The 25,773-nt window shown below is 40.4% G+C and carries 25 protein-coding genes and 1 other RNA gene; 15 read left to right on the top strand and 11 right to left on the bottom strand.

What is annotated here, in order from left to right; genetic code table 11:
• Positions 1-11: 11 nt before the first annotated feature.
• Together CGC50_RS10775 and tssO are read right to left on the bottom strand one after the other, a co-directional pair.
• Positions 12-536 (bottom strand): type VI secretion system transmembrane protein TssO, encoded by a 525-nt coding sequence (locus CGC50_RS10775; protein WP_095910819.1) that lies wholly within the window; start codon positions 534-536, stop codon positions 12-14.
• 17 nt (positions 537-553) lie between these two features.
• Positions 554-1,072 (bottom strand): type VI secretion system TssO, encoded by a 519-nt coding sequence (gene tssO, locus CGC50_RS10770; RefSeq protein WP_095910818.1) that lies wholly within the window; start codon positions 1,070-1,072, stop codon positions 554-556.
• A gap of 57 nt (positions 1,073-1,129) precedes the next feature.
• Between tssO and CGC50_RS10765 the strand changes: the two genes are divergently transcribed.
• On the top strand, positions 1,130-1,795 hold the full coding sequence (locus tag CGC50_RS10765) for a response regulator transcription factor (RefSeq protein ID WP_095910817.1): 666 nt from the start codon (positions 1,130-1,132) through the stop codon (positions 1,793-1,795).
• A gap of 192 nt (positions 1,796-1,987) precedes the next feature.
• Here the strand turns inward: CGC50_RS10765 and CGC50_RS10760 are convergent.
• Positions 1,988-2,696 (bottom strand): IS1 family transposase gene (locus tag CGC50_RS10760; protein ID WP_455578800.1). Its coding sequence is split into 2 segments (ribosomal slippage): positions 1,988-2,044 and positions 2,046-2,696, totalling 708 coding nucleotides; the frame shifts between segments, so codons are not numbered across the junction.
• A 194-nt stretch (positions 2,697-2,890) separates the two neighbouring features.
• Positions 2,891-3,142, bottom strand: a complete 252-nt coding sequence (locus tag CGC50_RS10755; RefSeq protein WP_095910816.1) for a hypothetical protein — start codon at positions 3,140-3,142, stop codon at positions 2,891-2,893.
• A gap of 316 nt (positions 3,143-3,458) precedes the next feature.
• Between CGC50_RS10755 and CGC50_RS10750 the strand changes: the two genes are divergently transcribed.
• From CGC50_RS10750 to CGC50_RS10695, 12 genes are all read left to right on the top strand, one after another.
• A complete protein-coding gene (locus tag CGC50_RS10750) occupies positions 3,459-5,300 on the top strand; it encodes a M1 family metallopeptidase (RefSeq protein ID WP_095910815.1) in 1,842 nt (613 codons plus the stop codon).
• Positions 5,301-5,442: 142 nt separating this feature from the next.
• On the top strand, positions 5,443-5,865 hold the full coding sequence (locus tag CGC50_RS10745) for a SufE family protein (protein WP_095910814.1): 423 nt from the start codon (positions 5,443-5,445) through the stop codon (positions 5,863-5,865).
• Positions 5,866-5,868: 3 nt separating this feature from the next.
• A complete protein-coding gene (locus CGC50_RS10740) occupies positions 5,869-6,201 on the top strand; it encodes an iron-sulfur cluster assembly protein (protein ID WP_002666192.1) in 333 nt (110 codons plus the stop codon).
• Between the two features lie 12 nt (positions 6,202-6,213).
• On the top strand, positions 6,214-6,951 hold the full coding sequence (gene kdsB, locus CGC50_RS10735; RefSeq protein WP_095910813.1) for a 3-deoxy-manno-octulosonate cytidylyltransferase: 738 nt from the start codon (positions 6,214-6,216) through the stop codon (positions 6,949-6,951).
• Positions 6,952-6,979: 28 nt separating this feature from the next.
• The gene (locus CGC50_RS10730) at positions 6,980-9,613 is read left to right on the top strand and encodes a WD40/YVTN/BNR-like repeat-containing protein (RefSeq protein ID WP_095910812.1); all 2,634 of its coding nucleotides are present in this window, start codon (positions 6,980-6,982) and stop codon (positions 9,611-9,613) included.
• 16 nt (positions 9,614-9,629) lie between these two features.
• On the top strand, positions 9,630-10,229 hold the full coding sequence (locus CGC50_RS10725; RefSeq protein ID WP_095910811.1) for an NUDIX hydrolase: 600 nt from the start codon (positions 9,630-9,632) through the stop codon (positions 10,227-10,229).
• A gap of 131 nt (positions 10,230-10,360) precedes the next feature.
• The gene (locus CGC50_RS10720; protein WP_002666261.1) at positions 10,361-10,873 is read left to right on the top strand and encodes an STM3941 family protein; all 513 of its coding nucleotides are present in this window, start codon (positions 10,361-10,363) and stop codon (positions 10,871-10,873) included.
• Positions 10,874-11,018: 145 nt separating this feature from the next.
• Entirely contained in the window at positions 11,019-11,240 is a 222-nt protein-coding gene (locus CGC50_RS10715) for a DUF2795 domain-containing protein (RefSeq protein WP_002666276.1), read from the top strand.
• A gap of 41 nt (positions 11,241-11,281) precedes the next feature.
• Positions 11,282-11,809, top strand: coding sequence for a CvpA family protein (locus CGC50_RS10710; RefSeq protein WP_095910810.1), 528 nt, complete (start codon positions 11,282-11,284; stop codon positions 11,807-11,809).
• 81 nt (positions 11,810-11,890) lie between these two features.
• The gene (locus CGC50_RS10705; RefSeq protein WP_232781115.1) at positions 11,891-12,745 is read left to right on the top strand and encodes a hypothetical protein; all 855 of its coding nucleotides are present in this window, start codon (positions 11,891-11,893) and stop codon (positions 12,743-12,745) included.
• Positions 12,732-14,087, top strand: coding sequence for a peptidylprolyl isomerase (locus CGC50_RS10700; RefSeq protein ID WP_002666316.1), 1,356 nt, complete (start codon positions 12,732-12,734; stop codon positions 14,085-14,087). The genes CGC50_RS10705 and CGC50_RS10700 overlap by 14 nt, the downstream gene beginning before the upstream one ends.
• A 163-nt stretch (positions 14,088-14,250) precedes the next feature.
• Positions 14,251-15,183, top strand: a complete 933-nt coding sequence (locus CGC50_RS10695; protein ID WP_002666278.1) for a malate dehydrogenase — start codon at positions 14,251-14,253, stop codon at positions 15,181-15,183.
• A 78-nt stretch (positions 15,184-15,261) separates the two neighbouring features.
• On the opposite strand, the gene CGC50_RS10690 is transcribed toward CGC50_RS10695, so the two are convergent.
• On the bottom strand, positions 15,262-17,394 hold the full coding sequence (locus CGC50_RS10690) for a suppressor of fused domain protein (protein WP_095910808.1): 2,133 nt from the start codon (positions 17,392-17,394) through the stop codon (positions 15,262-15,264).
• Positions 17,395-17,447: 53 nt separating this feature from the next.
• Positions 17,448-17,546: signal recognition particle sRNA small type (gene ffs, locus CGC50_RS10685), an RNA gene on the bottom strand.
• A 149-nt stretch (positions 17,547-17,695) separates the two neighbouring features.
• On the opposite strand from ffs, the gene CGC50_RS10680 reads away from it, so the two are divergent.
• Positions 17,696-18,115 carry a nucleoside-diphosphate kinase gene (locus tag CGC50_RS10680; RefSeq protein WP_002666249.1) on the top strand — a complete coding sequence of 140 codons (420 nt, stop codon included), beginning with the start codon at positions 17,696-17,698 and terminating at the stop codon, positions 18,113-18,115.
• A gap of 39 nt (positions 18,116-18,154) precedes the next feature.
• On the opposite strand, the gene CGC50_RS10675 is transcribed toward CGC50_RS10680, so the two are convergent.
• The 4 genes from CGC50_RS10675 to CGC50_RS10660 form a co-directional block, all read right to left on the bottom strand.
• Entirely contained in the window at positions 18,155-19,198 is a 1,044-nt protein-coding gene (locus tag CGC50_RS10675; RefSeq protein ID WP_095910807.1) for an endonuclease/exonuclease/phosphatase family protein, read from the bottom strand.
• Positions 19,199-19,496: 298 nt separating this feature from the next.
• Positions 19,497-20,609, bottom strand: a complete 1,113-nt coding sequence (locus CGC50_RS10670; protein ID WP_095911354.1) for a hypothetical protein — start codon at positions 20,607-20,609, stop codon at positions 19,497-19,499.
• Positions 20,610-20,694: 85 nt separating this feature from the next.
• Positions 20,695-21,855 (bottom strand): DUF2931 family protein, encoded by a 1,161-nt coding sequence (locus tag CGC50_RS10665; protein WP_095910806.1) that lies wholly within the window; start codon positions 21,853-21,855, stop codon positions 20,695-20,697.
• 7 nt (positions 21,856-21,862) lie between these two features.
• Positions 21,863-22,669 carry a hypothetical protein gene (locus tag CGC50_RS10660; RefSeq protein ID WP_095910805.1) on the bottom strand — a complete coding sequence of 269 codons (807 nt, stop codon included), beginning with the start codon at positions 22,667-22,669 and terminating at the stop codon, positions 21,863-21,865.
• Positions 22,670-22,740: 71 nt separating this feature from the next.
• Between CGC50_RS10660 and ettA the strand changes: the two genes are divergently transcribed.
• Entirely contained in the window at positions 22,741-24,432 is a 1,692-nt protein-coding gene (ettA, locus tag CGC50_RS10655; protein WP_095910804.1) for an energy-dependent translational throttle protein EttA, read from the top strand.
• Between the two features lie 60 nt (positions 24,433-24,492).
• Here the strand turns inward: ettA and CGC50_RS10650 are convergent, their stop codons facing one another.
• A complete protein-coding gene (locus CGC50_RS10650; RefSeq protein ID WP_095911353.1) occupies positions 24,493-25,623 on the bottom strand; it encodes a hypothetical protein in 1,131 nt (376 codons plus the stop codon).
• Between the last annotated feature and the right edge of the window lie 150 nt (positions 25,624-25,773).

Here is a 25,773-nt window from a genome sequence, read left to right as displayed (position 1 = left end):
ATATAGTAATATTACTTATTTCTTGCTATAATTGCATTTTTCTTTTGTGCCAATTGTTGTTCTTTTTCTTTAAAGCCAATAGAGCATTCCTCAAACTGCTGTTCAAAGAGTTTGATATTTTCCGTTTTCTTAGCAGCTATTTTCTTATCTTCAAAGTACATGCGATAGAATTTAGCGATTTGGAGATAGTCGTTTTTACGAGTATCGAACACCTCATTGCTCTGAAAGTAGTTTGCTAAATCGTTGATACTACTTTTGATGTCGTTCTCCACAAAAGGTTGTGGCTTTTCCACCTTTAAGATACTTATCTTAGTAAAGGTATTTTTCAATAAGGGTTCTACAATCTTTTGTTGCTCAGAAAACTTATTTTTCTGTGCTAACAGTTGGATATCCATAACATCTGTTTGTGTAAAAGGTGACTGAAATTTCCTTAGAAACACAAATCCAGATACTAATAGTACGATCAACAACATCCCTAAAAGGTAGAAGAATTGGTATCTTCTTTCTCTTTTTGACAATGATATAGCTCCGTTCATAGTTTTATATTATGTGATTATTCTGCTTGAAACCCACGAGAAGGGTCTTTAGACAAATCTTTTTCAACTTTTTTAATCTTATCAATGCACTCATTCAAATCTCTTAGTGCGTGTTGCTCTTTAGTGTCTATCTCTACAATCTCATTCTTTAAGGTCAGCAAGCTATCTAATTTGGTGAGTAAGAAAGCATAATGGCTAAACTCCGCTATGCTATCTTTACCGATAGTTTTACGAAATTCTTGAATATTCTTAGAGATATAATTTCCTAAAAATACATTATTTTGTACTTTATCAGTATTGAGTAAAGTCATTCGATAGTATATAGTATCGAGTTTGTCATATAGTACTTGTTGTTTGTTTAAAACAGCCTTATACGAAACCACATCCTTCTGAATTATAGCATGTTGTACTGCGTAACTTTTGTAGAAAAAGTACAATGCATTGAAAGACAATAAACTTAAGACAAGAAAGAATAAGAGAAATTTTCTTGTCTCTCGTTGAATTTCAGTTGTATTTTGTTTTTTGTTCTTACCCATAAACTTAAAAATATTTTCTATATTTGCAAAAAAATTATTCGTCTAAAAATAACTATAATGAGTGTTCCCTTTAGAAATACAAAAATAACCATCAGTGATGCAGATTTCTATTTCAAAGAAATTTTGATTAAAAGTCTCATTCCCCCATTTGATACTGTAGTAAAGAACTGTAATAATGGTTATGAGCTTATCCATCAATTGCACCGAAAGGTAGAGGATGTATTTTTTATAGATTTATTCACTCCTATAATGAGTGGATTAGAAGCTATACGATACATCAGACATATAGGCAATACAACTCCTATCATTGCCTATTCCGCCACTTACCAAGAGGATATTGCTAAGATACTATCAGAAATACCCTCTGTATTCTATTGCCAAAAGAAAGTAGCCATTCTCATAGATATTTACCGAAACTATCTTTTAAACCCTATTAAAAAATACGAGGATTATCTACAAGAATGGGCTCAACAACCTGTAGAGGTAATAGCATATATGCAACGACAAGAAGAAAATGCTTATATTCCTTCACTTGTCGAAATCCAAATAATGAAGCTTACCTATAATGGACTTAACAATAGGGAGATAGGTGAATCCTTAAACCTAAGTACAAGAACTATAGACACCTATATAGCCCGATTGAGCAAAAAAATAGGAGCACGTAATAAAGTGGATATTGTTCGATTTTATGTGCAACACGGCTATTACAACTCAAGTGATTGACCTTATGCATTATTGCCTTTTTGTATCAATACAAGACAAAGAACTCAAAAATATTGGACAAATGTATAAAAAATATTTTAAATAACTCACTTTTGGAGTGATTTTTTGTTGTATTTTTATTTAATATGTTTTCAATATTCTGATTATCAGTAGTATTAAAAACTATTGTCTAGTATAGAAATTGGTAGTGTTTTAGATATATCCATAGTTGTTATAAGAGAAAGCTAAAGCAAAGGTCTTTAGATGATTTTATTTGTTTCTTAGAAAAGCAACAAGTCTTGCGAAAAGCTCGTTTTATTCTATGTCTCAATTTACAGTTATTCCCCTCTATCCCAACAGTATATGCTTTTTCTATTAGATGATTATCCTCTTTAAAAGTAGTTTTAAAGCTTTTCCAATCATCAGTTGCTATAGAATCATAGGTAATATTCAGTTCTTTAAGTTGCTTTCTTAACTTTTTAGCTGTTCTTAAATCTCTTTTACCCCAAACATAAGTTATAATTTCCTGTGATTCTCTGTCATAAGCATATATAAGCCACTGTTTGTTCTCTTTTTTCTGAACATAAGTCCAAAATTCATCAACTTCAATATGGCCATAATGCTTCTTTTTAGGTGTTATAGAATAACTAGATTTAGCTAAAACAGTAAGCACTTTTCCTATGCTAACTTCCTCTATTTTAGAAATATCTCTAATTCCTACACCTCTAACAAGCATAAGGATTATTTTACGATTAATGTTTGAATGACAACCTTTATAGGTAAGATTATGGTCTCCAATGAATTGACGACCACATCCTTCATTCTTGCAAAGATAATTTTGTTTTCCATTTGGTTTTTTGCCATTTTTCACTACCTTTGCACTCTGGCAATTGGAGCAATATAGTTCTATTCTTATTTTCACACAACAAAAATATAACTTTTTGCTCTAATTGTCAACTTTTTACTTCATCATACTTTTTGAATCACCTCCGAAAATCGCAGTAGCGAGAGGGAAATCACAGGAAGAGAAGCTCTTTTTCTAAGGAGTTTTTAATATCAAAAAAAGCAGTAAGCGCTTGACTTACTGCTTTTTGAATCATGAAAAAATCTCTGTTCTTAAGCTTCTGCTGTAGTTTCTGGAGCCCATTCATTGCAGAGCATTCCACCAGCTGCATGTGTTCTGTTAGCACAAAGAGCGGTATTGTACTTAGCACAGCTAAGGCAATCCACCTCGTCCTTCAAGCTGGGACGCATATTGAAGCTGTCACAGGTGTGTTTTACTTCCACCTTTGTTTGGTGAAGTTTGCATACGTTTTCTGCTGTCAAATTTTCGCAATTTATACAGCCATTTACAAGTCTGATAGCCATAATAGTTCTTTTTTAGTGTTATTATACTTGGTTGTTGTTTTCTGGGTGCAAAATTACGGCAAGTTCTCTTTAGAAACAAATTAAATAACTCATTTTCAGTAATATGTATTTTGAATAAGTAAAAATTAGTAGCAAGCATGAGAAAAGTGAAAAGTGTAGCCAAGTACTATGTCTTAATTGCACTGCCTCCTAAAGGGCGAATTACACTGCCTTCCAAAGGGCGAATTGCAATTCGCCCCTACGATTGATTAAAACTTTTTTGCTTCTATTAAAATTATTATTCGTATATTTGCTGCCGCTACAATTCAAAATTATCATGATAAAGTTTTTTCTTACTTCATTTCTCACCATAGGCATCAGCCTTAGTAGTTTTGCTCAATGGCAGCAACATATCGACTACCAGATGGACATCCAGATGGATGCAAAAACATTCCAGTACAAAGGAAGGCAAGTAGCCCTCTACGAAAACCATTCGCCTGATACACTGCGTACAGTCTTCTACCACCTATATCTCAATGCCTTTCAGCCCGGTAGCCAAATGGATAAGAACATGCAACAGGTCAGTGACATGCCTGCTCGCTTTATGCACAATGCAGGCACAGAGGCCGAGCCCAAGTATATCAGTAAGCTCTCTATGCTCAAGGACAGCGAACAAGGCTTTATCCGCCTACAGTCCCTCACCCAAAATGGCAAAACAGCTTCCTACAAGGTTATAGGCACCATCCTACAGGTTACACTCCCTGAGCCTATTCTCCCTCATGGGAAAGCGACCCTCACAATGGATTATACCGCTCAGATTCCAAACATAGGAGTGCGCATGGGGCGCAATAGCTCCGATGGGGTTGCGCTCTCCCTCTCCCAATGGTACCCACGTATCTGTGTATATGATGCTCAAGGATGGCACCCTTATCAATATATCTTTGGAGAGTTCTATGGCGATTGGGCTAACTTTGACGTAAAGATCACTCTTGACAAAAACTATCTGGTGGCCGGTACTGGTACCCTACAGAATCCCGAGCAGATAGGCTTTGGCTATAGCAATCTCAAGGACGTAAAAACCCGCCAAAAGACCCGTACTTGGCACTTCAAGGCAGAAAAGGTCATCGACTTCTCTTGGGCGGCTGACCCTGCTTACCAACACGATATAGTAAAAACAAAGCGTGGCGTAGAACTGCACTTTTTCTATAAGAATTTTCCAGAAAACTGGAAAAAGCTACAACAAATCATGCCTGAGGTTTTGGACTTCTACGAGGCTAAGGTAGGTAAATATCCTTGGAGTCATTACTCTTTTATCCAAGCAGGACAAGGAGCTATGGAGTATGCTATGTGCACCTTTATCGAAGGAGGCAAAGCCCCAGAAGCGCTTATCAAAACGGCTTGCCATGAGCTGGCACACACTTGGTTTCAGCATATTTTCGCCATCGATGAGCAACAATATCCTTGGTTTGACGAAGGGTTCACTTGCTTCCTACAACTATGGGCAGATGCCGAGGTAGTCAAAAAGGAGCCTGTAGCCAATTTCTCAGAATTTCGCCACAAGGCTTTCCTTAAGTATGTGAGTGAGAACCAAGAGGAAGACCCTTCCATTCGTGCAGACTTTTTCGAGCGTAGCCGTTCGTATTTTAGCACTGCTTATGCCAAAGGCACCATGTTTGCCTCTCACTTGGATTACATCATCGGGCGCAAAGCGATGGAGCGCACCTTCAAGCGTTTTTACAAGGAATATGCCTTCTCCCACCCCACTCCTGAGAATTTTGTGCGCTGTGCCGAGAAAGAATCTGGCATGCAGCTCTTCTGGTTTCTCAAGGAGTTCATGCACACCACCCACCACATAGGCTATTGTATTGAGAAGGTAGAAGCCAAAGGCGAGAAAACCTTGGTTACCCTCACCAAAAAAGGGCGTATCCCTATGCCCTTAGACCTGATTGTAATCCCCAACGGACAAAAACCTTTCTCTCTGTATATTCCCACCGACCTTACTTTTGGAGAAAAGCCTAATCCGTTTATCAATATGGAGCGTATCGTACTGCCTATATGGAACTGGGCAGAGAACACTTACCAGTTCGAGCTCAACCTCCCCTTCACTCAAGTGAGGAACATCAGTATAGACCCTCAGGAGTTCATGGCCGATCCTAACCCTGAGTGCCATAAGTACTAAACAGTGAACAGTGAACAGTGAACAGTGAACAGTGAGCAGTGAACTGCAAAGTGGCGTAAATGAGTATAAGAGTGAAAAGTGAATTAACAATTAACCATTGACAATTAACAATTAAATTTCGTATTTTTGCGCTCAAAAAAAAATGACTATCACTGAGATACAAAACACTATTATTGAGGACTTTTCCTTTTTAGAAAACTGGGAAGATCGCTATGAATATATGATTGATTTGGGCAAAAGTCTCCCACTGATTGACCCTCAGTACAAGACGGACGAATACCTCATCAAGGGATGCCAAAGTCAAGTATGGCTCCATGCGGAGAATGAAGGAGATATCATCACTTTCACTGCGGATAGTGATGCCATCATCACCAAGGGGATTATCGCTATCTTGATCAAAGCCCTCTCCAATCAGAAAGCAGCGGATATTCTTGCGGCAGATATGAGTTTTATTGACAAAATTGGCCTCAAGGAACACCTCTCCCCTACCCGTGCCAACGGACTGGTGAGTATGATAGAGCAAATGAAGCTCTATGCCAAAGCTATAACCTTAAAAAACAAGTAATTTATGTCTGAAGAAAAAACACCTATCGACACTGAACTCATCGGCGAGAAAATCGTCGAGGTACTCCATACCATCTATGATCCTGAAATCCCTGTAGATATATACGAATTGGGGCTAATCTATGATGTTTTTATCAATGAAAATCACGATGTGAAGATCCTGATGACCCTCACCTCGCCCAACTGCCCTGTAGCAGAAGTACTCCCCCAAGAAGTCTATGAGAAAATAGGCAGTATTGATGAGATCAATGAAGTAGAAGTAGAACTCACCTTTGATCCACCTTGGGGACAAGAGATGATGAGTGAAGAAGCCAAATTGGAACTCGGTTTTCTGTAAAACACTATGTCTATGAAAAAAATAGCTGTCATTCCAGCGCGCCTTCAGGCTACACGCTTCCCCAAGAAACTCCTCGAGGACTTAGGGGGGCGCTCTGTCATTGAGCAAACATACCTCGCCACGGTGGGTACAGACCTCTTTGACCAAGTGTGGGTAGCCACCGATAGCCCGGAAATCGCTGAGAAAATCAAGCATATAGGCGGAGAAGTATTCCTTAGCCAAATCCAGCACAATTGTGGCAGCAACCGCATCGCTGAAGCGGTGGAAAACCTCCCTGCCGATATCATTGTCAATGTACAAGGAGATGAGCCTTTTATCCAAAAGAAAAGCCTACAACCCCTCTTAGAAGTCTTTGACCATGATCCTAAGCAGCAGATCGACTTGGCATCTCTGATGATGCCCCTTACCGATCCCGAAGAAATCGCCAATCCCAACAATGTCAAGGTAGTGGTGGATCGTCAGTCCTTTGCCTTGTACTTTTCTCGTAGCCCGATTCCTTTCGCTCGGGATACAGAGAAAGAATACACTTACAAAAAACATATCGGGGTGTATGCCTTCCGCAAGGATGCCCTTATGGAGTTCTATCGCCTAAGCCCTACCCCCCTGGAGGAGATGGAGAAACTCGAACAGTTGCGCTACTTAGAAAATGGCCGACGTATCAAGATGGTACTCTCCGAGGTAGAAAATATAGGCATAGATACCCCTGAAGATTTAGAAAAAGCCCGAAAATACTGGAAAAATATCTATTAATAAACACCAAATATTTATTCTCAAAAATATGAAAAAAATAGTATTTTTAACCGCACTTCTCTCTATAGTGAGTATAACCAATGCCCAAGATAGGCAAGAGGCTATACGAACCCAAAATGTACAAAAGTCATGGGTTAAGAATATCCCTTTCCAAGCGCTTCCTCTTACAAGAGGGGCTGGAGAGATTATCCAAATAGAACGCAATCCTAAGGATCCTTATCAGCTCTATGTAGCCCTATCTCAGTCCGGAGTATGGTATAGTGACAACAATGGAGCAAGCTTCACTCCTACTTTCTCCGAGACAATGTCTCCGCAGACCATGGCCATGGCTGTGGATTGGGACAATCGTACCTTATGGGTCGCCACTTACCAAGGAGTTTTCATCAAGGAATATGCTAAAGATTGGGTGACGGCTGCTCCTATTGGCAATATGAATGTACGCCAGATTGTCCTGACCTCCCCTACCAATGCTTGTCTGAATGCTCTGGGAGAGGATGGCTCCATAGCGGGTGTACTCTGTACTTCCGACAAAGGAAAAAGCTGGAAACAGACCTTTGCTCAAGTAGGTGTCAGCGAACTAAAAAAATCCCCTTCCGCAGACCAGACACTCTACATGACGGCTTGGGATATAGAAAAAACACCCTATAATATCAACCCCTCTGGGAAAAAATCAGGTATCTATAAGAGCACCAATGCTGGGGATTCTTGGGAACTTATCTCCACAGCAGGCTCTGGATTCCCCCAGGGAAATATAGGAAAAATATCCTTGGCGGTATTCAGCCCGACCTCGCTCTATGCCCTGGTGGACAACCGCGAAAGGGTCAAAGAATCCCTGAACGAAATCAGCCTTCAGGGCTTATCAAGCAAGGATTTTTTAGGATTGGACAACGAAAAAATCAACCAATACATCTATAACCATTTCTTGCAAAATAAGTACAATGCCAACAGCCTTAAGGAAATGGTTCGCGCAGGAATCGCCCCTAATGAACTGACCAAACTCACCGATGCGCTCCCTGCTGTGGTAGGAGCTGAGATTTACTATTCTAATGACGGTGGAAAGTCTTGGGTGAAGAAAAATAACAAACCTCTTACCAATGTTTTCTATAGTAAGGGATATGAGGTAGGGGCTCTGGCAGTAAATCCTCAACAGGAGAACGAACTATACCTCTCAGGAGTGCCACTTCTCAAATCCAACAATGGGGGAATTACTTGGACTCTTATCAAGGACAACCCTATGAACCAAAAGGTATATCAGCTCTCTGCCGATGGCAAACAGATTATCTTGGTTACTAGCCAAGGGGCTTTCCAATCTCTCGACCAAGGACGTACCTGGGCTAAGCAGGAAATGCCTCAGACAGCCTATGTAACCTCCCTTACTATAGGCAAGCCCAACGAAGGCGCTCTATATGCCAATATCCTGAACGGAGGTGTAGTAAAATATACTAACAATCAATGGCTTATGGTAAGTAGCGAGAACGGAAAGCTCGTCACTACGCCTGAGAACAAGTCTTTTCTTGCGCAGCCTTTCGGAGAAATATTACCTTTGCGACAAAGCAGAATTGTTCTCCCTTATGACAAGAAAACCAAACAGCGCTACCCTATCGAAACGACCCTATCTCTTTCCCCTCAGAATAACACTATCCTATATGCAGGTGCCAATGTACTCTTCCAGTCCCTCAACGAAGGGAAGACATGGAAGGCTATTTCTCCTGATTTGACCAATGGGGACAAGGGAGGGAATCTCTCCTATGGCACTATCTCAGCCATCAGTGAATCTCCTTTCCAGTTTGGCCTTCTCTATACCGGAAGTGATGACGGAATGATATACACCTCGGACAATGGCGGGGTCTCTTGGCAAATGATTTATTCGTCTTTCCCTGCTCAGAATCGTGTCTCTTGTTTGCTAGCCTCCAAGCACAAACAGGAACGTGTATATGCTATCCTACAGAACAGCAACCACCAAGCACTGATTTTCCGTAGTAACAACATGGGAAAAAGCTGGGATAACCTCAAGGCCAATCTCCCTGAGGAAACTGCCAATGTAATTGTAGAAGACCCTTCCAACGAACAGGTGCTCTACTTAGGTACCGAGAATGGGCTCTATGTATCTTTCGATATGGGAGAAAAATGGCATGTCTTCAAGGAGAATCTCCCTCGAACTTCAGTAAGCGCTATTGCGATCAATCCTCAGGACAATCAGTTGTATATAGGTACCAAGGGACATGGATTCTTTACGGCTAATATCGCCAGTCTCCGTGAGATACGTGCCGCGGTACAAGACCAACTCTTCTACCCCTTGAAGGATACCTACTCCATCAAGTACTCAGCGCAATGGGGTAATGCTGAAAACCCTTGGGCAGCTCCTAAGGTTCCTGTCCTTTATCTGGAGTCTTTTGCCTCTATGGATGGTACTGAAGTAAAAATCAGTGTAGTAAAGAATAAAATCACCTTGTCCAAATTCTCTTATCAAACCAAAGTAGGGTTCAACTTTATTCCTTTTGACTTGGTTTTCAATGAGGAAGGACGTATCGCCTACGAGAAAAAACTCCTAACTACCTTCAAGAAGGCTGATAATGGTAAGTGCTATCTCCCTAAGGGTACCTATCAACTGATTTTTGAGGTAGAAGGATTCGAACAAGAACGCACTTTAGTGATTGAATAACAAATATTTACCCCCTATGTATAAAGTTTTTTTCGATAATAAAAAAATATGGGTTACCAACAACCTTAGAAAGGCGCGTAAGAAAAAGGGCAAACTCTTTTCTCTTACCACTCTCTCGGTAAAAGATTTTCTAAAAAAAGTAGAAAAGGCTAAGTCGGGAAAATTCGTTTTTTATATAGACAAGGGGGAAGATTTCTTCAGCTATTTCACCTCCGCTCTCATTTGTATAGAGGCTGGAGGTGGAGTAGTACGTAACCCCAAGGGACGTATTCTTTTTATCAAGAGAAAAGGAAAATGGGACTTACCCAAAGGGAAATTAGAAGCAGGAGAGCAGATAGCAGAATGTGCTCAGAGGGAAGTGCAGGAAGAGACAGCCCTTGCCTCCCTACAGCTATTAGGACTGAGGACTATCACCTACCATATATACGTTCAGGATCAAAAATATTGCCTAAAAAAAACCTCTTGGTACAATATGTATAGTGATGCCACTGAAAACCTCTCTCCCCAACAGGAAGAAGACATTGAAGTATGCGCTTGGAAGAAGCCTAAAAAACTAAAAAAGCTACTGAAGAACTCTTTCTCCAGTATCCAAGAAGTGTTCAAAGGCGAATACTAAATCAATGATTAATGATTAATGTTCAATGATTAATGACCTCTGCTCACTGACAACTGTTCACTGACCTCTGTTCACTGACCTCTGTTCACTGCTCACTGACAACTGTTCACTGCTCACTGACAACTAAAATCATGGAAATATACACCAGTCGTAAAAAAAACATTTTCCTGCTTTTTCTCTCTTTGCTCTTTTTGGCAGCAGGCATTTATTTTGTGCTTCATGGGGAAGAAATTGCCGCAGGGAAGAGAAGCCCTCTCTTGGTTCAGGGCATAGGGATAGCCGCTATTGCTTTTGCCTTATTGGCTTTATTCTTTACCATCAAGAATCTACTTAACAAGCGATGGGTACTCCGAGCCAATCCCGAAGGCTTATACTTGAGAATCCGTAATGAACTATTTATCCCTTGGCAGGAAATTACAGGTTTCGAGGTTTTCGAAGTCAGAGGAAGCAAATCTGTCCTAATCATGCTCAAGGATCCTCAAGCCTATATCGCCAAGGAAAAGAGCCCTTTTCTAAGGAAAATGATGCAGTGGAACCTCCGCCTGTGTGGTACCTCGGTTAGTATCTCAAGTTCCACCATGCAAATCAGTCACAAGGAGCTTTTGGCACTACTTATCGAATATTGGAATAAATATAAAAAATAAATATACCCGACTGATAATCAATGTGATAATTACTCATTCGAAAAAAAAAGAAAAAAGATAGTAGAAAAATGTTTTAAATATCATTTTTTTTTATATTTTTGTGCCCTATTTGAAAAACAAATATTTACTAATAAATTCAAATTGTATGTATTGGACATTAGAACTGGCTTCCTACTTAAGTGATGCCCCTTGGCCAGCTACCAAGGAAGAGATTATTGACTATGCCCTCCGTACAGGAGCTCCTATGGAAGTAGTGGAGAACCTTGAAGCCCTCGAAGATGAGGGAGAAATATATGAATCTATCGAGGAGATTTGGCCAGACTACCCCACAGAAGAAGATTATCTTTGGAATGAGGATGAATATTAAGAATTTTAAAGAGATGGCGCTCCCATCTCTTTTTTAGTATTATGAGTAATATAGATATTGTTTTAGGCCTCTTTTTAGGTTTTGGTATAGTACAAGGCTTTCTCAAAGGGTTTATTTGGGGAGTAACCTCTCTTATTGCTGTATTTGTAGCTCTATGGGGAGCTATTCACTTTTCGGCTATGGTAGCACCATTTATCAGTGATATTTTTTCTTTTTCTGCCAAGACCGAGCAGGTATTGGCTTTTATCATTACCTTTCTCATTGTCCTTGTTTTGGTCGGGCTGGCGGGGAAGCTCCTGACAAAGATTTTAGAGAGTGTCTCCTTAGGCTTCCTTAACCGTATAGCGGGGGCTGTTTTCGGTATGCTCAAGTGGTCTCTTATCGTAGGAACGGCGCTAATGTACCTGAACGAAGGTGCTATGGAGCTGATTCCTAAAAAAACCACCGAAGAATCTCTCTTCTACAACCCTATTATGAAAACCAATACTTGGATACGCACCTATATTTTCCAGTACAAGGACTCCTTTTCCACTGAGTCCTTCTTGCCTAAATCCCCCTCTGAAAGTTAAAACAAAATTAATTAATTAGTTTTTCTCAGGAAATAGCTGTAACTTGCGCTGTTTTTACACCTCTTGTTAAGAAACGTTAAAATGAACTGGAAAATAATGTCCTCTTTTCTCCTTGTAGGCCTTCTTGTAAGCAGCTGCCAATGGCTAAGCTCCTCCGAGAAGGATCGTACTATTGTAGCCAAAGTGGGTAATTATTACCTCTATCAGGAGGATATCCAAAAACTTCTCCCCAAGGATTATACACTTGAGGATAGTGTACAAATCGTAACCCCCTATATCAATAATTGGGCACTGAAAAAGCTCCTTTTCCTCAAGGCGGAAGAAAATATCAACAAAGAAAAACAAGAAGAATTCGAACACTTAGTCAGTCAATACCGCACGGATCTGTACACTCAGTTCTACTTGGACTTGCTCTCCCAACAGATTGATACCACCATCTCTCGCAAGGAAAGGGAGGATTTCTACGAGGCTAACAAAGAGGTTTTCCGCCTAAGTGAGGACTTGGTACAGCTCAGGTATATCCAGCTATCCTCTACCGAGATAAGCCCTAAGCTTTCAGCGGCTTTTCGTACCTATTCGTCCAAGGATAGGCATTATATAGATTCTCTTGCCCCCCACTTCACTTCTTCCTTTCTGAATGATTCTGTGTGGGTCAGAGCCAGTGAAGTAGAGGAAAAGCTCCCCTTACTCAAGGACAAACTCAAAAAAAGCTATCTCCATCAGCTCATAGAAGAAAGAGATTCTTCTTCGGTATATTTGGTCAAAATCAACAATTTCTTGGAAGCCTCCGACTATGCACCTATGGAATATGCTTACCCTACTCTGAAACAAATTATTTTAAACAAACGCAAAAGCAAATATATCAACACTTTAGAAAAAGAGATTATCAATAGTGCCATTGAAAAAAAACAACTTGAGATCTATGAACAGAATTAGTATCCTTTGCCAATTATTCCTATTTTCCCTACTCTCCACCTCTGCTCTATGGGCGCAATCTCCCAAAAACAAGATAGATGGGGTGGCGGCCGTCGTGGGGGATTACCTAATCTTGGAAACAGATATTGACCGCGCTTTGGTGGAACTCAAATCCCAAAACGTGGATACCAAGAATGTTACCCGCTGCCAACTCTTAGGCAAGCTCATGGAGGACAAGCTCTATGTGAGCCAAGCCATTCAGGATAGTATCAAAATCTCTGATAATGACATTCGCGACGGGGTAAATCGCCGTATCGACTTCCTCGTGGAACAATTGGGCGACATCAAGAAAGTAGTAGATTTCTACCACAAGGACGACGAACAATCCCTTCGTGACGAGCTCTTCGAGATTCTTCGCCAGAACGAACTAAGCTCCCGCATGAAAGCTAAAATTGTAGAGAATATCGAGGTAACTCCCGAGGAGGTGAAGCAATTCTTCAACAAGATTCCTAAGGATGAGCTTCCTACAATCGGCACAGAACTCGAAATAGCTCAAATTGTTATAGAACCTAAAGCCCCTCAGAGCGAGATAGATAAGGTCATAGAACAACTCAAAGAAATCAAAAAAGATGTCTTGGAGAATGGAACAAGCTTCTCCACCAAGGCTATCCTCTACTCTGCCGACAGAGCTACAGGGGGCAAAGAGCTGACTTTCAACAGAAAATCAAGCTTTGCCAAAGAGTTCAAGGATGTGGCTTTCTCCCTCCAAGAAGGAGAAATATCTGACCCTTTCAAGACAGATTTCGGATGGCATATCCTACAAGTAGTCAAGATACGTGGTAAGGAAGTCTCTGTACGCCATATCCTTATGGTACCTCAGATTCCTCAAAACTCCTTGGAAGAGGCCAAAAAGAAAATCAATGATATCCGTGATAAGATCATCAACAAAGAATTTACTTTCGCCGAAGCTGCTAAGAATTTCTCAGATGAGAAGGAAACAAGAGAAGATGGCGGACAGCTGCTCAATCCCGAGGACTATTCTACTAAGTTCGAGCTCACTCGTATGGAACCTCTACTCTACTCTCAGGTAGCTTCCCTCAAGGACGATGAGGTCTCTACCCCTATCATGGACGAAGATAGAACCGGTAGAAAAATGTATAAAATATACCGCGTGACCAATCGTACCAATGAGCATACGGCTGATTTTGTAAATGATTATATACGAATCAAAGACTTAGCGCTGAAGGAAAAACAATTGGAAGCTGTACAAAAGTGGATCAAAGGAGCTATCCAGAAGACTTTCGTCTCTGTCAAAGGAGAGTACCGAAACTGTAAGTTCTCCAACAATTGGTTGAAAAAATAGGCTTTCTTCACTAATATATTATATAGGACATTCGCCCCTTCGATAGGAGCGAATGTCTTTTTTTAATATCCCTCCAAATAAAGTTTATCAAAAGGTTGTTTATGTCATTTTTTTTATTTACCTTTGACATCGGATACAATAACATTTTAAAAAAATTTTTTATATGAAAGTAACTGTAGTAGGCGCTGGCGCTGTCGGTGCCAGTTGTGCAGAATACATTGCACTAAAGAATTTCGCTTCCGAAGTTGTCCTTATCGACATCAAGGAAGGATTTGCCGAAGGAAAAGCTATGGATCTTATGCAGACAGCTTCTCTTAATGGCTTCGATACCCGTATCGTAGGGGTCACTAATGACTATTCCAAAACCGCAGGTAGCGATGTCGCGGTAATCACCTCTGGTATTCCTCGCAAGCCTGGCATGACTCGTGAAGAACTTATCGGTACCAATGCCAATATTGTAAAGTCGGTAGTCGAACAATTGGTAAAACACTCACCTAACATTATTGTCATTGTAGTGAGCAACCCTATGGATACCATGGCTTATTTGGTACACAAAGCCACCAAACTACCTAAAAACCACATTATCGGTATGGGTGGTGCTTTGGACTCTGCCCGTTTCAAATATCGCTTAGCAGAAGCCCTCGGCAGCCCTATCTCCGATGTGGATGGTATGGTAATCGCGGCTCATAGTGATAGCGGTATGCTACCTCTTACACGCCTTGCCAGCTATCGTGGGGTGCCTGTAAGCGAATTCCTTTCTGCAGAGCGCCTCTCTCAAGTGGCTGAAGATACCAAAGTAGGAGGAGCTACTCTTACCAAGCTCTTGGGTACTTCCGCTTGGTATGCCCCTGGTGCGGCTGTTTCCGCCTTGGTACAGGCGATTGCTTGCGACCAGAAGAAACTCTTCCCTTGTTCTGTACTTCTGGAAGGAGAATACGGACAGAAAGATGTATGCGTAGGGGTGCCTGTAATCATCGGCCGTGATGGAGTAGAACGCATCGTAGAGGTAAAACTCAATGAGGCTGAAAAAGCTAAATTCAACGAAAGCACACAAGCTGTACGCGAAGTAAACAAAGCCCTTGAGGGCGTACTATAAAAACCCTTTTATCACAACTAAAAAAAGAGGCTGTCCTAAATCAGGTACAGCCTCTTGTCATACTATTTGAAAAGCTAACTAAGAGCCACAATTGATAAATATTACTGGTGTTCCATCCTCTTCATATCCTTCTATATCGAAGCCTTCAAAGAAGATGTGATCTCCCAAGTCTTTGTTGGACAAGGTATTGTGAATCAACCACAAGAGTTCCAAAGCTCCAAAGGCAGCTCCATCTCCTGAGTAGAGCTCGGCGACGATAAGCGCTTGATAAAGACCATTTTCATCAGGTTCTTCGTCAAAGAGGTTCTCATTGGCCAATATCTCAAAGTCATAGAGCTCTTTTCGGCTCTTTATCCAAGCTTCGTACATGATTTTCACCTTAGGCGAACGGAATATGGTTCCAAAAGGATTGAAATCCTCCAAATCATTCTCTACATCCGAATTGTAGGTCTTCACAGCTTCCCAGAAGATCATCAGTCCTGGATAGGCTTCTTGGGTGAATGCCCAGTATACTTCATCCAAGAGATTGGAATTCTGAGTAGGAGTATAGCCCTCACATACATTCTGGCGATGTACATCTACCACAGGTGGATAAGGAATTTCCTTCTCTGAGAAGAGTTCTAAGAGTGCTCCGCTATCATTCTCCAGCTTGTAGAGCATCTCTTGTTCGTATAGAGGTACTATGCTATAGAAGTTCACCTCCTTACCTGAAGGTGCCAAGTGTGCCACGGCATCCTCTCCGTCCTTATTATCGGCTGCAATGAGCAACATACAGGTGAAGTTAGTCCCTTCCAAAGGCTCTCCTGTAGGTACTGTATGTCCCCAAGCCAAAAAGGTATCTTGCTCTATAGGCAAGCGAGAGAGAATCTTTAGCCAACGGATAGGCCAATAATCTTTCTCATCTTCACTCTTAAGATTCCAAGTAGGCGGCAAGTTAATGCACATCTCAGCATAGGGACTTCCATTGAACCCATCAGGAACATTCATCGCATAAGCGCCCATACCTCCAGTAACTAAGGTATAATAGTTACGCTCGGGAGTTGGTTTTACGATATAGATATCACAATGAATATCTGGAGATACTAACTCATGGAGTACCTCGTCGAATTCTCCTATATTCTCTTGGATATATTCCTCTAAGGATTCTCTTTCTTCCTCGCTATAGTAAGAAGGCTCAAAGTTTCCTCGAGAGAGGAACTCTAAGGCGTCTTTTTCCTCTGAGTATGCCAATTGACCTTTCTTCATTCCTTCTATCATAACATTTGCCCATTGGAAAATATTTGGATAGATAAAGTCCAGTTCACAATCTTCTATCTTCTCAGCAGGAGATACCCCTATAAGCTGCCCGAAGATTCCTTCCTGCTCATCTGGGTCAAAGTCAAAACACAAATAGCTGGGGGCATCCTCTCCTTCTAATTCTTGAACCATAAAGGGCACCCATTTGCGTGAATAGAGACGGTTCTTTATATAGCCTTCTTCTACAAACTCATCTTCTGGAATACGTACTTTTTGCCAATTCTTACCATAATGAGCCTCTAAGTATTGTTCCATTTCATCCTGATAGGCTTCTATCTCGTCCAAGGACACGAAGCGCTGTCCTGCACTATAGAAAGGGGCGCCTGTCTGTCCATCAAAGGTTCTGTGAAGTTGCTTGAACTCCTCGGATAGGGCAAAGCCTAAGCGCTTCTCGAGCGCTTCTATCTTCTGTTCGGTAGCGGGAGCTCCTAAGCGATCTGTCATCTGCGGAGCATACTGTGCTATGGCTCTTTTGTAGTTCTCCAAGATATATTCTACCCCTCCTCTACCTCCTGCTACAGCATCCAATAGAGTAATTCCTTTCTCTTCGGCTATGGAAAGATAGTCCAATAGTTCCTGTGTACCTGAAAGGGAAGTTGCTTTAAGTAAGTGCTTCTTAGCGTTCTCCATATCATTAAGATAGAAGTAAGAATAGCCTATACGATAGTTCCAGCTCTCAGTATCTCCAATTTCTGGCTCAAGGTACTTAAATACTTCTACCGCACGCTGTAGATATTTCTCATTCTCTTTATTGGAATCCAACCAATAGAGGTTGTTGTAAGCTCGGCCTAATTCACTAAGTACTTCGGTGGTTTTGCTCTCGTGTGGAAGATTTTCAATAAAATCAACAATGGCTTGGATATGGTCATCCTCATTCCACTTATCAATTTTTTTTAAGATCTGTTGCTCTGTCATAATTTATTGATTTTAAGTAGATTATAAATTATTTTCTAACATTACTAAACAAAAAATGGCAAGCTACCTACATCGCACCGCTACAACCTTATACCTTTGCTGCGTTCCCACCCTGGAGGATTCTAAGGGAGCTGGTCGTGTAGGACTTGCCGAGTGCAAAGGTACAAAAAAAATAATAATCTGCAACCTTATTCCAATATTTTTTTGTACTTTTACGCAAATTTTTTCTCTGAATCTATTTTATCTTTTTTATATACTTATAAAGTATTAAAAATCAATTGTTTAATTAAAAAATGTTTTTATGACAACCAATCAAACTTTTACCATGATTAAGCCGAATGCCGTAGAAAAGGGGCATACTGGGGCTATTATTGACCAAATCATCAAGGGTGGCTACCGAATTATAGCCCTTAAGTATGTATGGCTCAGCCAAAGGGAAGCAGAGAAGTTTTACGAAATCCACAAGGAACGCCCTTTCTTTGCTGAGTTGGTGGCTTTCATGTCGCGTAGCCCTATTGTAGCGATTGCTTTGGAAAAGGAGAATGCTGTAGAAGCTTTCCGTGAATTTATCGGAGCTACAGATCCAGCCAAGGCGGCAGAGGGAACTATCCGTGCCAAATATGGGGAGAGTGTAGGAGAAAATGCCATTCATGGCTCTGACTCCAACGAAAACGCCCAAAGAGAAATAGGATTTTTCTTCTCTGGGCGTGAGGTATATTAAGTTTCAGTGGTCGGTCTATAATAGACTGACCACTGACTACTAAAATTCTTTTATCAGGTACAGATATACAGGGAAGTGGTCTGAGTACCCACCTGTATAGCTTCCGTTGGCATAGCTACGGTAAGGATAGCCCGCATACTTACCAGAAGGATTGGCCAGCTCTGGACTATTGAATACTCCTGCTTTCCAATATTTATAACCTTCTGCTTCTTTAGCCAAATAGCCATAGGTGAGGACAAACTGGTCAAACAAGCTCCAGCTATCACGATAAGCTAAGGTACCTATTCCCTTTTTGTACATATTCTCCATAGGGTTATACAAGTCCCCTTGTTGTACTTTCTTCTTATCGGCTTTGGTCTTGAGAATCTTTTTGAATCCGGAGTTGGTCGGATCGTCATTGAAGTCGCCCATGCTGATTACCTTTGCCATAGGATTTATAGCCGTTAGCGAATCGAAAATCCTCTTGTTCAGTGCGGCGGCAGCCTCTCTCAAGGGGCGCGAAGCGGCTTCCCCTCCTGAGCGTGAAGGCCAGTGATTGACGATAAAGTGCACTTCCTCCCCATCCATCTCTCCAGAAATGAGTATCTGATCACGAGTATAGCGACGCTTACCGGCGGCATCTTTTATATCCAAAAAGTGCTTGGAGGTTTTTGTAGGCTTGAATACACTTTGTTTGTAGATAAAAGCCACATCTATCCCTCGGGCATCAGGCGAATTGTAATGTACAATGCCATAATAGTTGTCCTTGAGTGCTTCGGAATTGACCAAATCCTCGACTACTTCTCGGTTTTCTACCTCCGCAAGCCCTACAAAGTCAGGAGCTTGCCCAGTCACATCCTTACCTATCTTAGCGATAGTCTGGCCGAGCTTGTTCACATGATCATAGTAGTGCTTACTGGTCCAATGGTCTTTACCGGTAGGGGTACGATCATCATCAAACTTCTTAGGATCATTGATCGTATCAAAGAGATTTTCTACATTGTAGAAAGCCACCGTACGTATCTTGTACGTTTTGTTTTGCGATTGCAATAATAAGCTATTCAAAATCAATAAAATAGTAAATGGTAAATAGATTTTTCTCATGTGAATTACTTTTGTGCAAAGATACGTTTTTTTCTTGAAATATTAAAACAATAGAGCTGTTTTAATACCTCGTGTTTAAGAGTGCTTTTATAATTTCTTTATCAGGTATATATGCTTCTTCTACTTTGATAAGGTCTTTTCCTTCAGGAGTTTCTATCCTTCTATCTATTAATTTGTCTATTACATTATTTTTTAGCAACCTCTTTGATAACTATAAATCGTTTTTATCCTAAGAATAGGTATTTTTGCACAAATATAGAACTAAAAAGCAAAAAATCAATACTTTATATAAATTGTTTTACTTCTGAAATTCTCCTACCATTATGCGACCGCCACTCTCTGGAGAATCTCCACGAAAGAAAATACCCTCAAAGATAATGTATTTGTCCTCAAAGAAACCTACATTCTTATTAAAACCAAACAAACCTACCATAGGAATTTTGTGGGTTTTCCACGTTTTCCCTTTGTCAAAAGAAAAACGCAATTCAGTATGTGTGTGAAACTTTGTATAATCACAGATAAAGTCCTTATAGTAATAGTACTTTTCACGATTCTCTTTGGTTATCTTACGGACAAAGTTTTCCTCAAGATCGTAAACTGTGGTTATTTCTCTTTCCTCATCATCCATATTTTCTATCTTTAGCAAAGAAAGAGGTGTGTTGTAATCCAAATAGTTCTCTGGAGATAAGAAATCATATTTATGTTTGAGTTGTCTAAAAAGTTTGTCTTCTCCTGTAATTACGTTGTAAGTACGAAGCTCTAATATTCCATTGTAATATAGAATATCTCCATTCTGATGAATAGGATAATACTGATAAGCAGTGAGTTTTTTAGGTATCTCATACAACTTTACAGAGTCTTTACTTAATACATCTACTAAAAAACGAATTTCATTCTTTTCACATTTGAGAAATCGACCATCAAAATCATCGTAATAGATTTCATCATCTCTATTATACTTATCTATTTCCTTTATTTCAAAAGTCTTATGGTTAAGGAGGTATATATATCTATTTTTATCCCCAGAAGTCTTTACAATGCTGTACTCTTTCGTATAGGCTGCAATATCATAGACATCATTTCCTTCAAGGATGAGTTCCTTGTAGGATTGCCCTCTATCCGTAGAGATATAGAGTACCGCTTGCCGTTCTGTTGCTGTAGGGTCAAAATTAGGAGTGTCCTTTTGAGCTCCCAAGATAATGACATTCTCCATAGGGGAGAATACCAAACTTAGTTGTTTGTCCGAACCTGGATTGAATCCATAGTTTCTTTTTTTGTACAAATCCATAAAGTTGTATTTGGCAGTCCATTTCATGTTGTTATCAGGGATTAAAGTGGTACAACCGATAACTAAAATGAGCAAAATCGCCAATTGTAGGTCTATTAAAAGTCTATTTTTCATTGTTTTCATAAGATACATATTTTATTTATGGTATCACTTCTGAAATTCTCCTACCATATAACTTCCTGAATTGTATACAAATGAATATCCCATACTATTGTTTTTTTATTAATTGTTCATCCACAGGAGCTGCATAGGGATCAGCTTCCCCTATATATATTTTTTTGGGTGCTATGATAAGATCCTTTCCATTACTCCCTATCAGGCGAGTTGTTACATGAGTGTTATTTCGATTCAGACGAAAGTAAAGTTGCGCTGTTACCTCCTCAGGATGTTCCCCGAAAACCTTTTTATAAGTCTCAGCACTCTGTTCCCAATCAAAGGTAATGATAGCAATATACTTTACTCCATCAATAGCCCTCCTATAAGTAAAACTTACTTCCTTATACAAAGGAAGTTTTCCTATAGGTTCTTGACATACTTTAGGTTTAAGAATAGTCTCTCTTTCAGTAGTAGGTTCTAAATCGGTATAAAAAATAGTATTGGCTTCCCCATTCCAATATTGGAAATCAACATCTCCCATCTTTCCATCAGGGATTTCAAAAGTAGGGTACCATCGGTATTGGGTCTCAGCATAGTGATCCCATAGGTTATAGGGAATAGGTTTCCCTTCATTAGCTTTCTGTACTTCCAGAGGAACTATATTGGGTGCTGTAGCAATACTCTTTCTATATTCCTTATCAAAAATAAGTCGCTCGTGGCTATCCATATCAGAAGTTTCTGTTAGATAGATCTGAGAGGCTTGGAAGCGTCCTACCTCTGTAATAGGGGAATATCCATATCCTACCCATACCACAACAGTGCCTCCAGGAGCTAAGCCCACTACCAGACCATCGTAGGTGATATGGCGTAGTTCCCCATACCGGATACGCTGCTCAAAGCCCTCTTTGAACAGTTTTTCTATCTTTTCATAGTCAAGAGGAGCTTGTAGGTTATAAAAGCAATTCTCTATAAAAGAAAACCATACAATATCTATATTCTTGGGGAGTTCCTTGGAGTAATTTCCTTCATTGGCATAGGCTTCTCCCCAATCAGGTTCTTCGGTCGAGCACCAAAGCTCTCTTATTATATATTGCGGACCAACTTTTCCTGCATATACATGGACAGGATAGCCAATAGGGGCATTCACAGAGATTCCCCATTCGTATTCGGGCTCGTTCATAGCTTCTTCTTTAGGTATATTGTTTTGACAGCTGGCGAGCTGTAGAATTAAAAATAGGAATAAACATATTTTCCTTACAAATGTCTGTGTCATAGTTCTGTTACTTTTTTAGAAAAAGGAGTGCTTTTATAATTTCTTTATCAGGTATATATGCTTCTTCTACTTTGATAAGGTCTTTCCCATCAGGAGTTTCTATCCTTCTATTAATTAATTTATCCATTACAACTTCTTTAGTTCCGTCTTTAATAACTATAAATCGTTTTTTATTATCTTCCTTTTCCTCCTTGGAAGAAAATGATAATATGTAAGCTTTAGGAAAATCGGGATGCTGCTTATAAATCATACGCTTAAATTCAATTTCGGAAGGATTCACAGGAACTTTGTATTCTAAATCTACATTGAATTTTTCTCTACATAAAGCTATTATTTCTTCCAAAGGTGTAGAAAAATCAGCTTCATAATCTATGATACTCTCTACCTTCCCCTCTTTTGTATAGGTGATTTCTTTGCCAATAGGAGTATCTCCTAACGCTGTTTTCTTGGTATATATGACACCTGTATCTAAATAGTACCCACGATATACATGATATCTGTTATAAGAGTTAAACCAATACAAACCTGCATATTTATCACCTTTCCCAAATCTGTATATATTTCCTTTTCCATCAGGATACTGCATTACATAATGCCTTCTCTTTCTTTTCCCTTCTGCTATAATCGTATCTACAAGTGTCTCTATTTCATCCAGACAAAAGAAAGCGTCTCCCTTATACTCTCCGTTTTGATCAAATATACCCTTTTCTGTGGGGTAAGTGGTATTCTTCTGTGCTGAGCAAGAGAACGAGACCAGCAAAGTTATCCCTAAAATCATTGGTGCTAAGAAAGGTCTATAAGGTATATAGCACATACTTGAATCCTATTTTTGCCGACAAATATACAAAATAATTCGTATATTTGCACCTAATTTTTCACTTTATTATGGCAGACGATAAGAAAATCATCTTTTCCATGAATAAGGTTAGCAAAACCTATTCATCGACAAACAAACAGGTGCTCAAGGATATCTATCTGAGTTTCTTCTATGGGGCTAAGATTGGTATTCTGGGGCTTAATGGGGCGGGTAAGTCGTCCCTACTAAAAATTATCGCCGGAGTTGACAAAAACTATCAGGGAGAAGTGGTCTTCGCCCCTGGCTATACGGTGGGTTACTTAGAGCAAGAACCGAAGTTGGACGAAGAGAAAACCGTCATTGAGGTAGTGCGCGAGGGAGTGGCCGAGACAATGAAGCTCTTGGAGGAGTTCAACCATATCAATGATCTCTTCGGTCTGGAGGAGAACTACTCCGATCCGGACAAGATGCAAAAACTCATGGACAAACAGGCGGAACTACAAGACAAGATAGATGCCCTGAATGCTTGGGAGATAGACAACCAGCTGGAAGTGGCTATGGATGCACTCCGCACCCCTGATCCTGATACCCCTATCAAGGTACTCTCAGGCGGCGAACGCCGTCGTGTAGCCCTCTGCCGCCTGCTCTTACAACAACCTGATGTATTGCTTTTGGATGAGCCTACCAACCACCTGGATGCTGAGTCTGTTCTATGGCTCGAACAACACCTACAACAATATGCAGGTACGGTGATCGCTGTAACTCACGACCGTTATTTCTTGGACAATGTCGCTGGCTGGATCTTGGAGCTTGACCGTGGGGAAGGGATTCCTTGGAAAGGTAATTACTCCTCTTGGCTCGACCAAAAGGCAAAACGCCTTGCCCAAGAACAAAAGACAGAAAGCAAGCGCCAAAAGGTACTCGAAAGGGAGCTTGAATGGGTGCGACAAGGGGCTAAGGGACGACAAGCCAAGCAGAAAGCCCGCTTGCAGAACTATGACCGCCTGCTCAGCGAAGACCAAAAACAATTGGAAGAAAAGCTCGAAATATATATCCCTAATGGACCTCGCTTGGGTACCAATGTGATAGAAGCTCGCCATGTAAGCAAGGCTTTCGCAGATAAGCTCTTGTACGACGACCTGAACTTTGTACTCCCTCAGGCGGGAATCGTAGGGGTAATAGGTCCTAATGGAGCGGGTAAATCCACCATCTTCCGTATGATCATGGGCGAAGAAAAACCCGACAGTGGAGAATTCCTCGTAGGGGATACCGTAAAAATCGCTTATGTTGACCAGACTCATAAGAATATAGATCCTGAGAAAAGCATCTGGGAGAACTTCTCCGAAGGGCAAGACCTCATCCTTATGGGAGGGCGACAGGTGAACTCTCGTGCTTACCTGAGCCGCTTTAACTTCTCGGGTAGTGACCAAAACAAGAAAGTGGCTACACTTTCCGGAGGGGAGCGCAATCGCCTCCATCTGGCTATGACTCTCAAGGAAGAAGGTAACGTACTACTCTTAGATGAGCCTACCAACGATCTGGATGTCAATACCCTACGCGCCCTCGAAGAGGGATTAGAGAACTTTGCTGGATGTGCTGTGGTGATCTCACACGACCGTTGGTTCTTAGACCGTATCTGTACTCATATCTTGGCTTTTGAGGGAGACTCTCAAGTGTATTTCTTCGAGGGAAGTTTCTCCGAATACGAAGAAAATAAGAAAAAACGCTTAGGCAAGGAGGTCACTCCTACCCGTATCAAGTACAAAAAGTTAGTCCGATAAAAAGACAAGGACATTGCCACAGAGGCAATGTCCTTTTTTTAACAAATGAACAAACTAATATTATTTTGAAAACTCTACCTTGATGATCACCACCCCGTTGAGTCCTTTTTCTTTGAAATCTTCTGTACGTTTGGCACCTTTCTTGAATACTGTAGTGGAATTAACTTTCGTAATTTTCGAAAGCTCACTTTGCGAATATTCCATTACATCTTTGTAATTGACCAATACCAAAGGGTAAGCCTCTGTTCGTTTTTGATTCTTGTTTATATATGCTTGATAATCACGGAGTGATTTCTTTAGTTTTGCCTTGAGGGTTTCATCCAAGTATTTTTCTCCTCCTTGGAGTGCTTCTGTTGAGGAAGTTGTAGCAGTACTTCCTCCTTGAGCCAATTCGGTATTAACTACTCTCTGTCCTGTACGAAACTCTTCCGATTTACGTTTTTTCTCTTCTTCCTTCGCTTTTTTCTCTGCCTCTTTTTGGGCATTGTAGGCAGCTACTTCACGTGCGTACTGCTGCTTGGCCTCATCTTCTGCTTTCTTCTTGGCTTCCTCCTCAGCTTTTTTCTTTTCTACTTCTTTCTGTATGGCTTGCTTACGCTCAAGTTCCGCCTTTTCTTTCTCAGCTTTTTCTTTGGCTAAGCGAGCTGCTTCCTTCTCATATTCAGCTTTTTTCTGTGCTTGCTGCTCCTTTTCCTTGGCTTTTTTCTCTGCCTTTTCCTTCTCTGCTTTTTGCTGTGCTGCTAATACTTCTTCGTAGTTGGCATCAAAAATAGGTTTCCCTTCTGCTGCCCCAAAGTTATAGTTGAAAAAGAAGACAGGACGGGTATCCTTAGTAGGTTTTGCTTTTCCAAAGAAAGCACACCAAGAAGCATTGATTCTCAGGTAGTACCCCCACCCTTCGAAATAGCGGGTATAAGTATAGTTCTTAAAACCAAATAGCTTGGTATTAAGGTTGTAATTACTTACCTTGAAAGCAGGGCTACTGGTCTCTATATACTTGATTTTATTGCTCTTATCCACCCCAAGAAAATAATCTACTTTCTCTACAGTAGTTTTTTCTTTTCTAAGAAAACCCAGTGGAGTCTCCAGGGTTTCATTCAGGTGAGAATCCTTCCAAGTCTCTTCCAACTTGGGCTGTGCAAAAGTAAAGAAAGAAGCACAGCAACATAAAGCTGTTAAAAATACTTTCATTTGTCTAATAATATAAAATTTTTGATTAAAAACTATTTTATGGCGCAAATATACAAAAAATAAAAATATAAAAATATAAAAACTTTTCCACATTATGTAAAGGTTTTTATATTTTCATTTATTCATAATTTATATTCTCTGCTATAGATC

The sequence above is a fragment of the Capnocytophaga gingivalis genome (assembly GCF_002302415.1).
Lineage (GTDB): Bacteria > Bacteroidota > Bacteroidia > Flavobacteriales > Flavobacteriaceae > Capnocytophaga > Capnocytophaga gingivalis.
The sequence above is the reverse complement of the archived record's forward strand: the minus strand, read 5'-3'. Positions and strand labels throughout refer to the sequence as shown.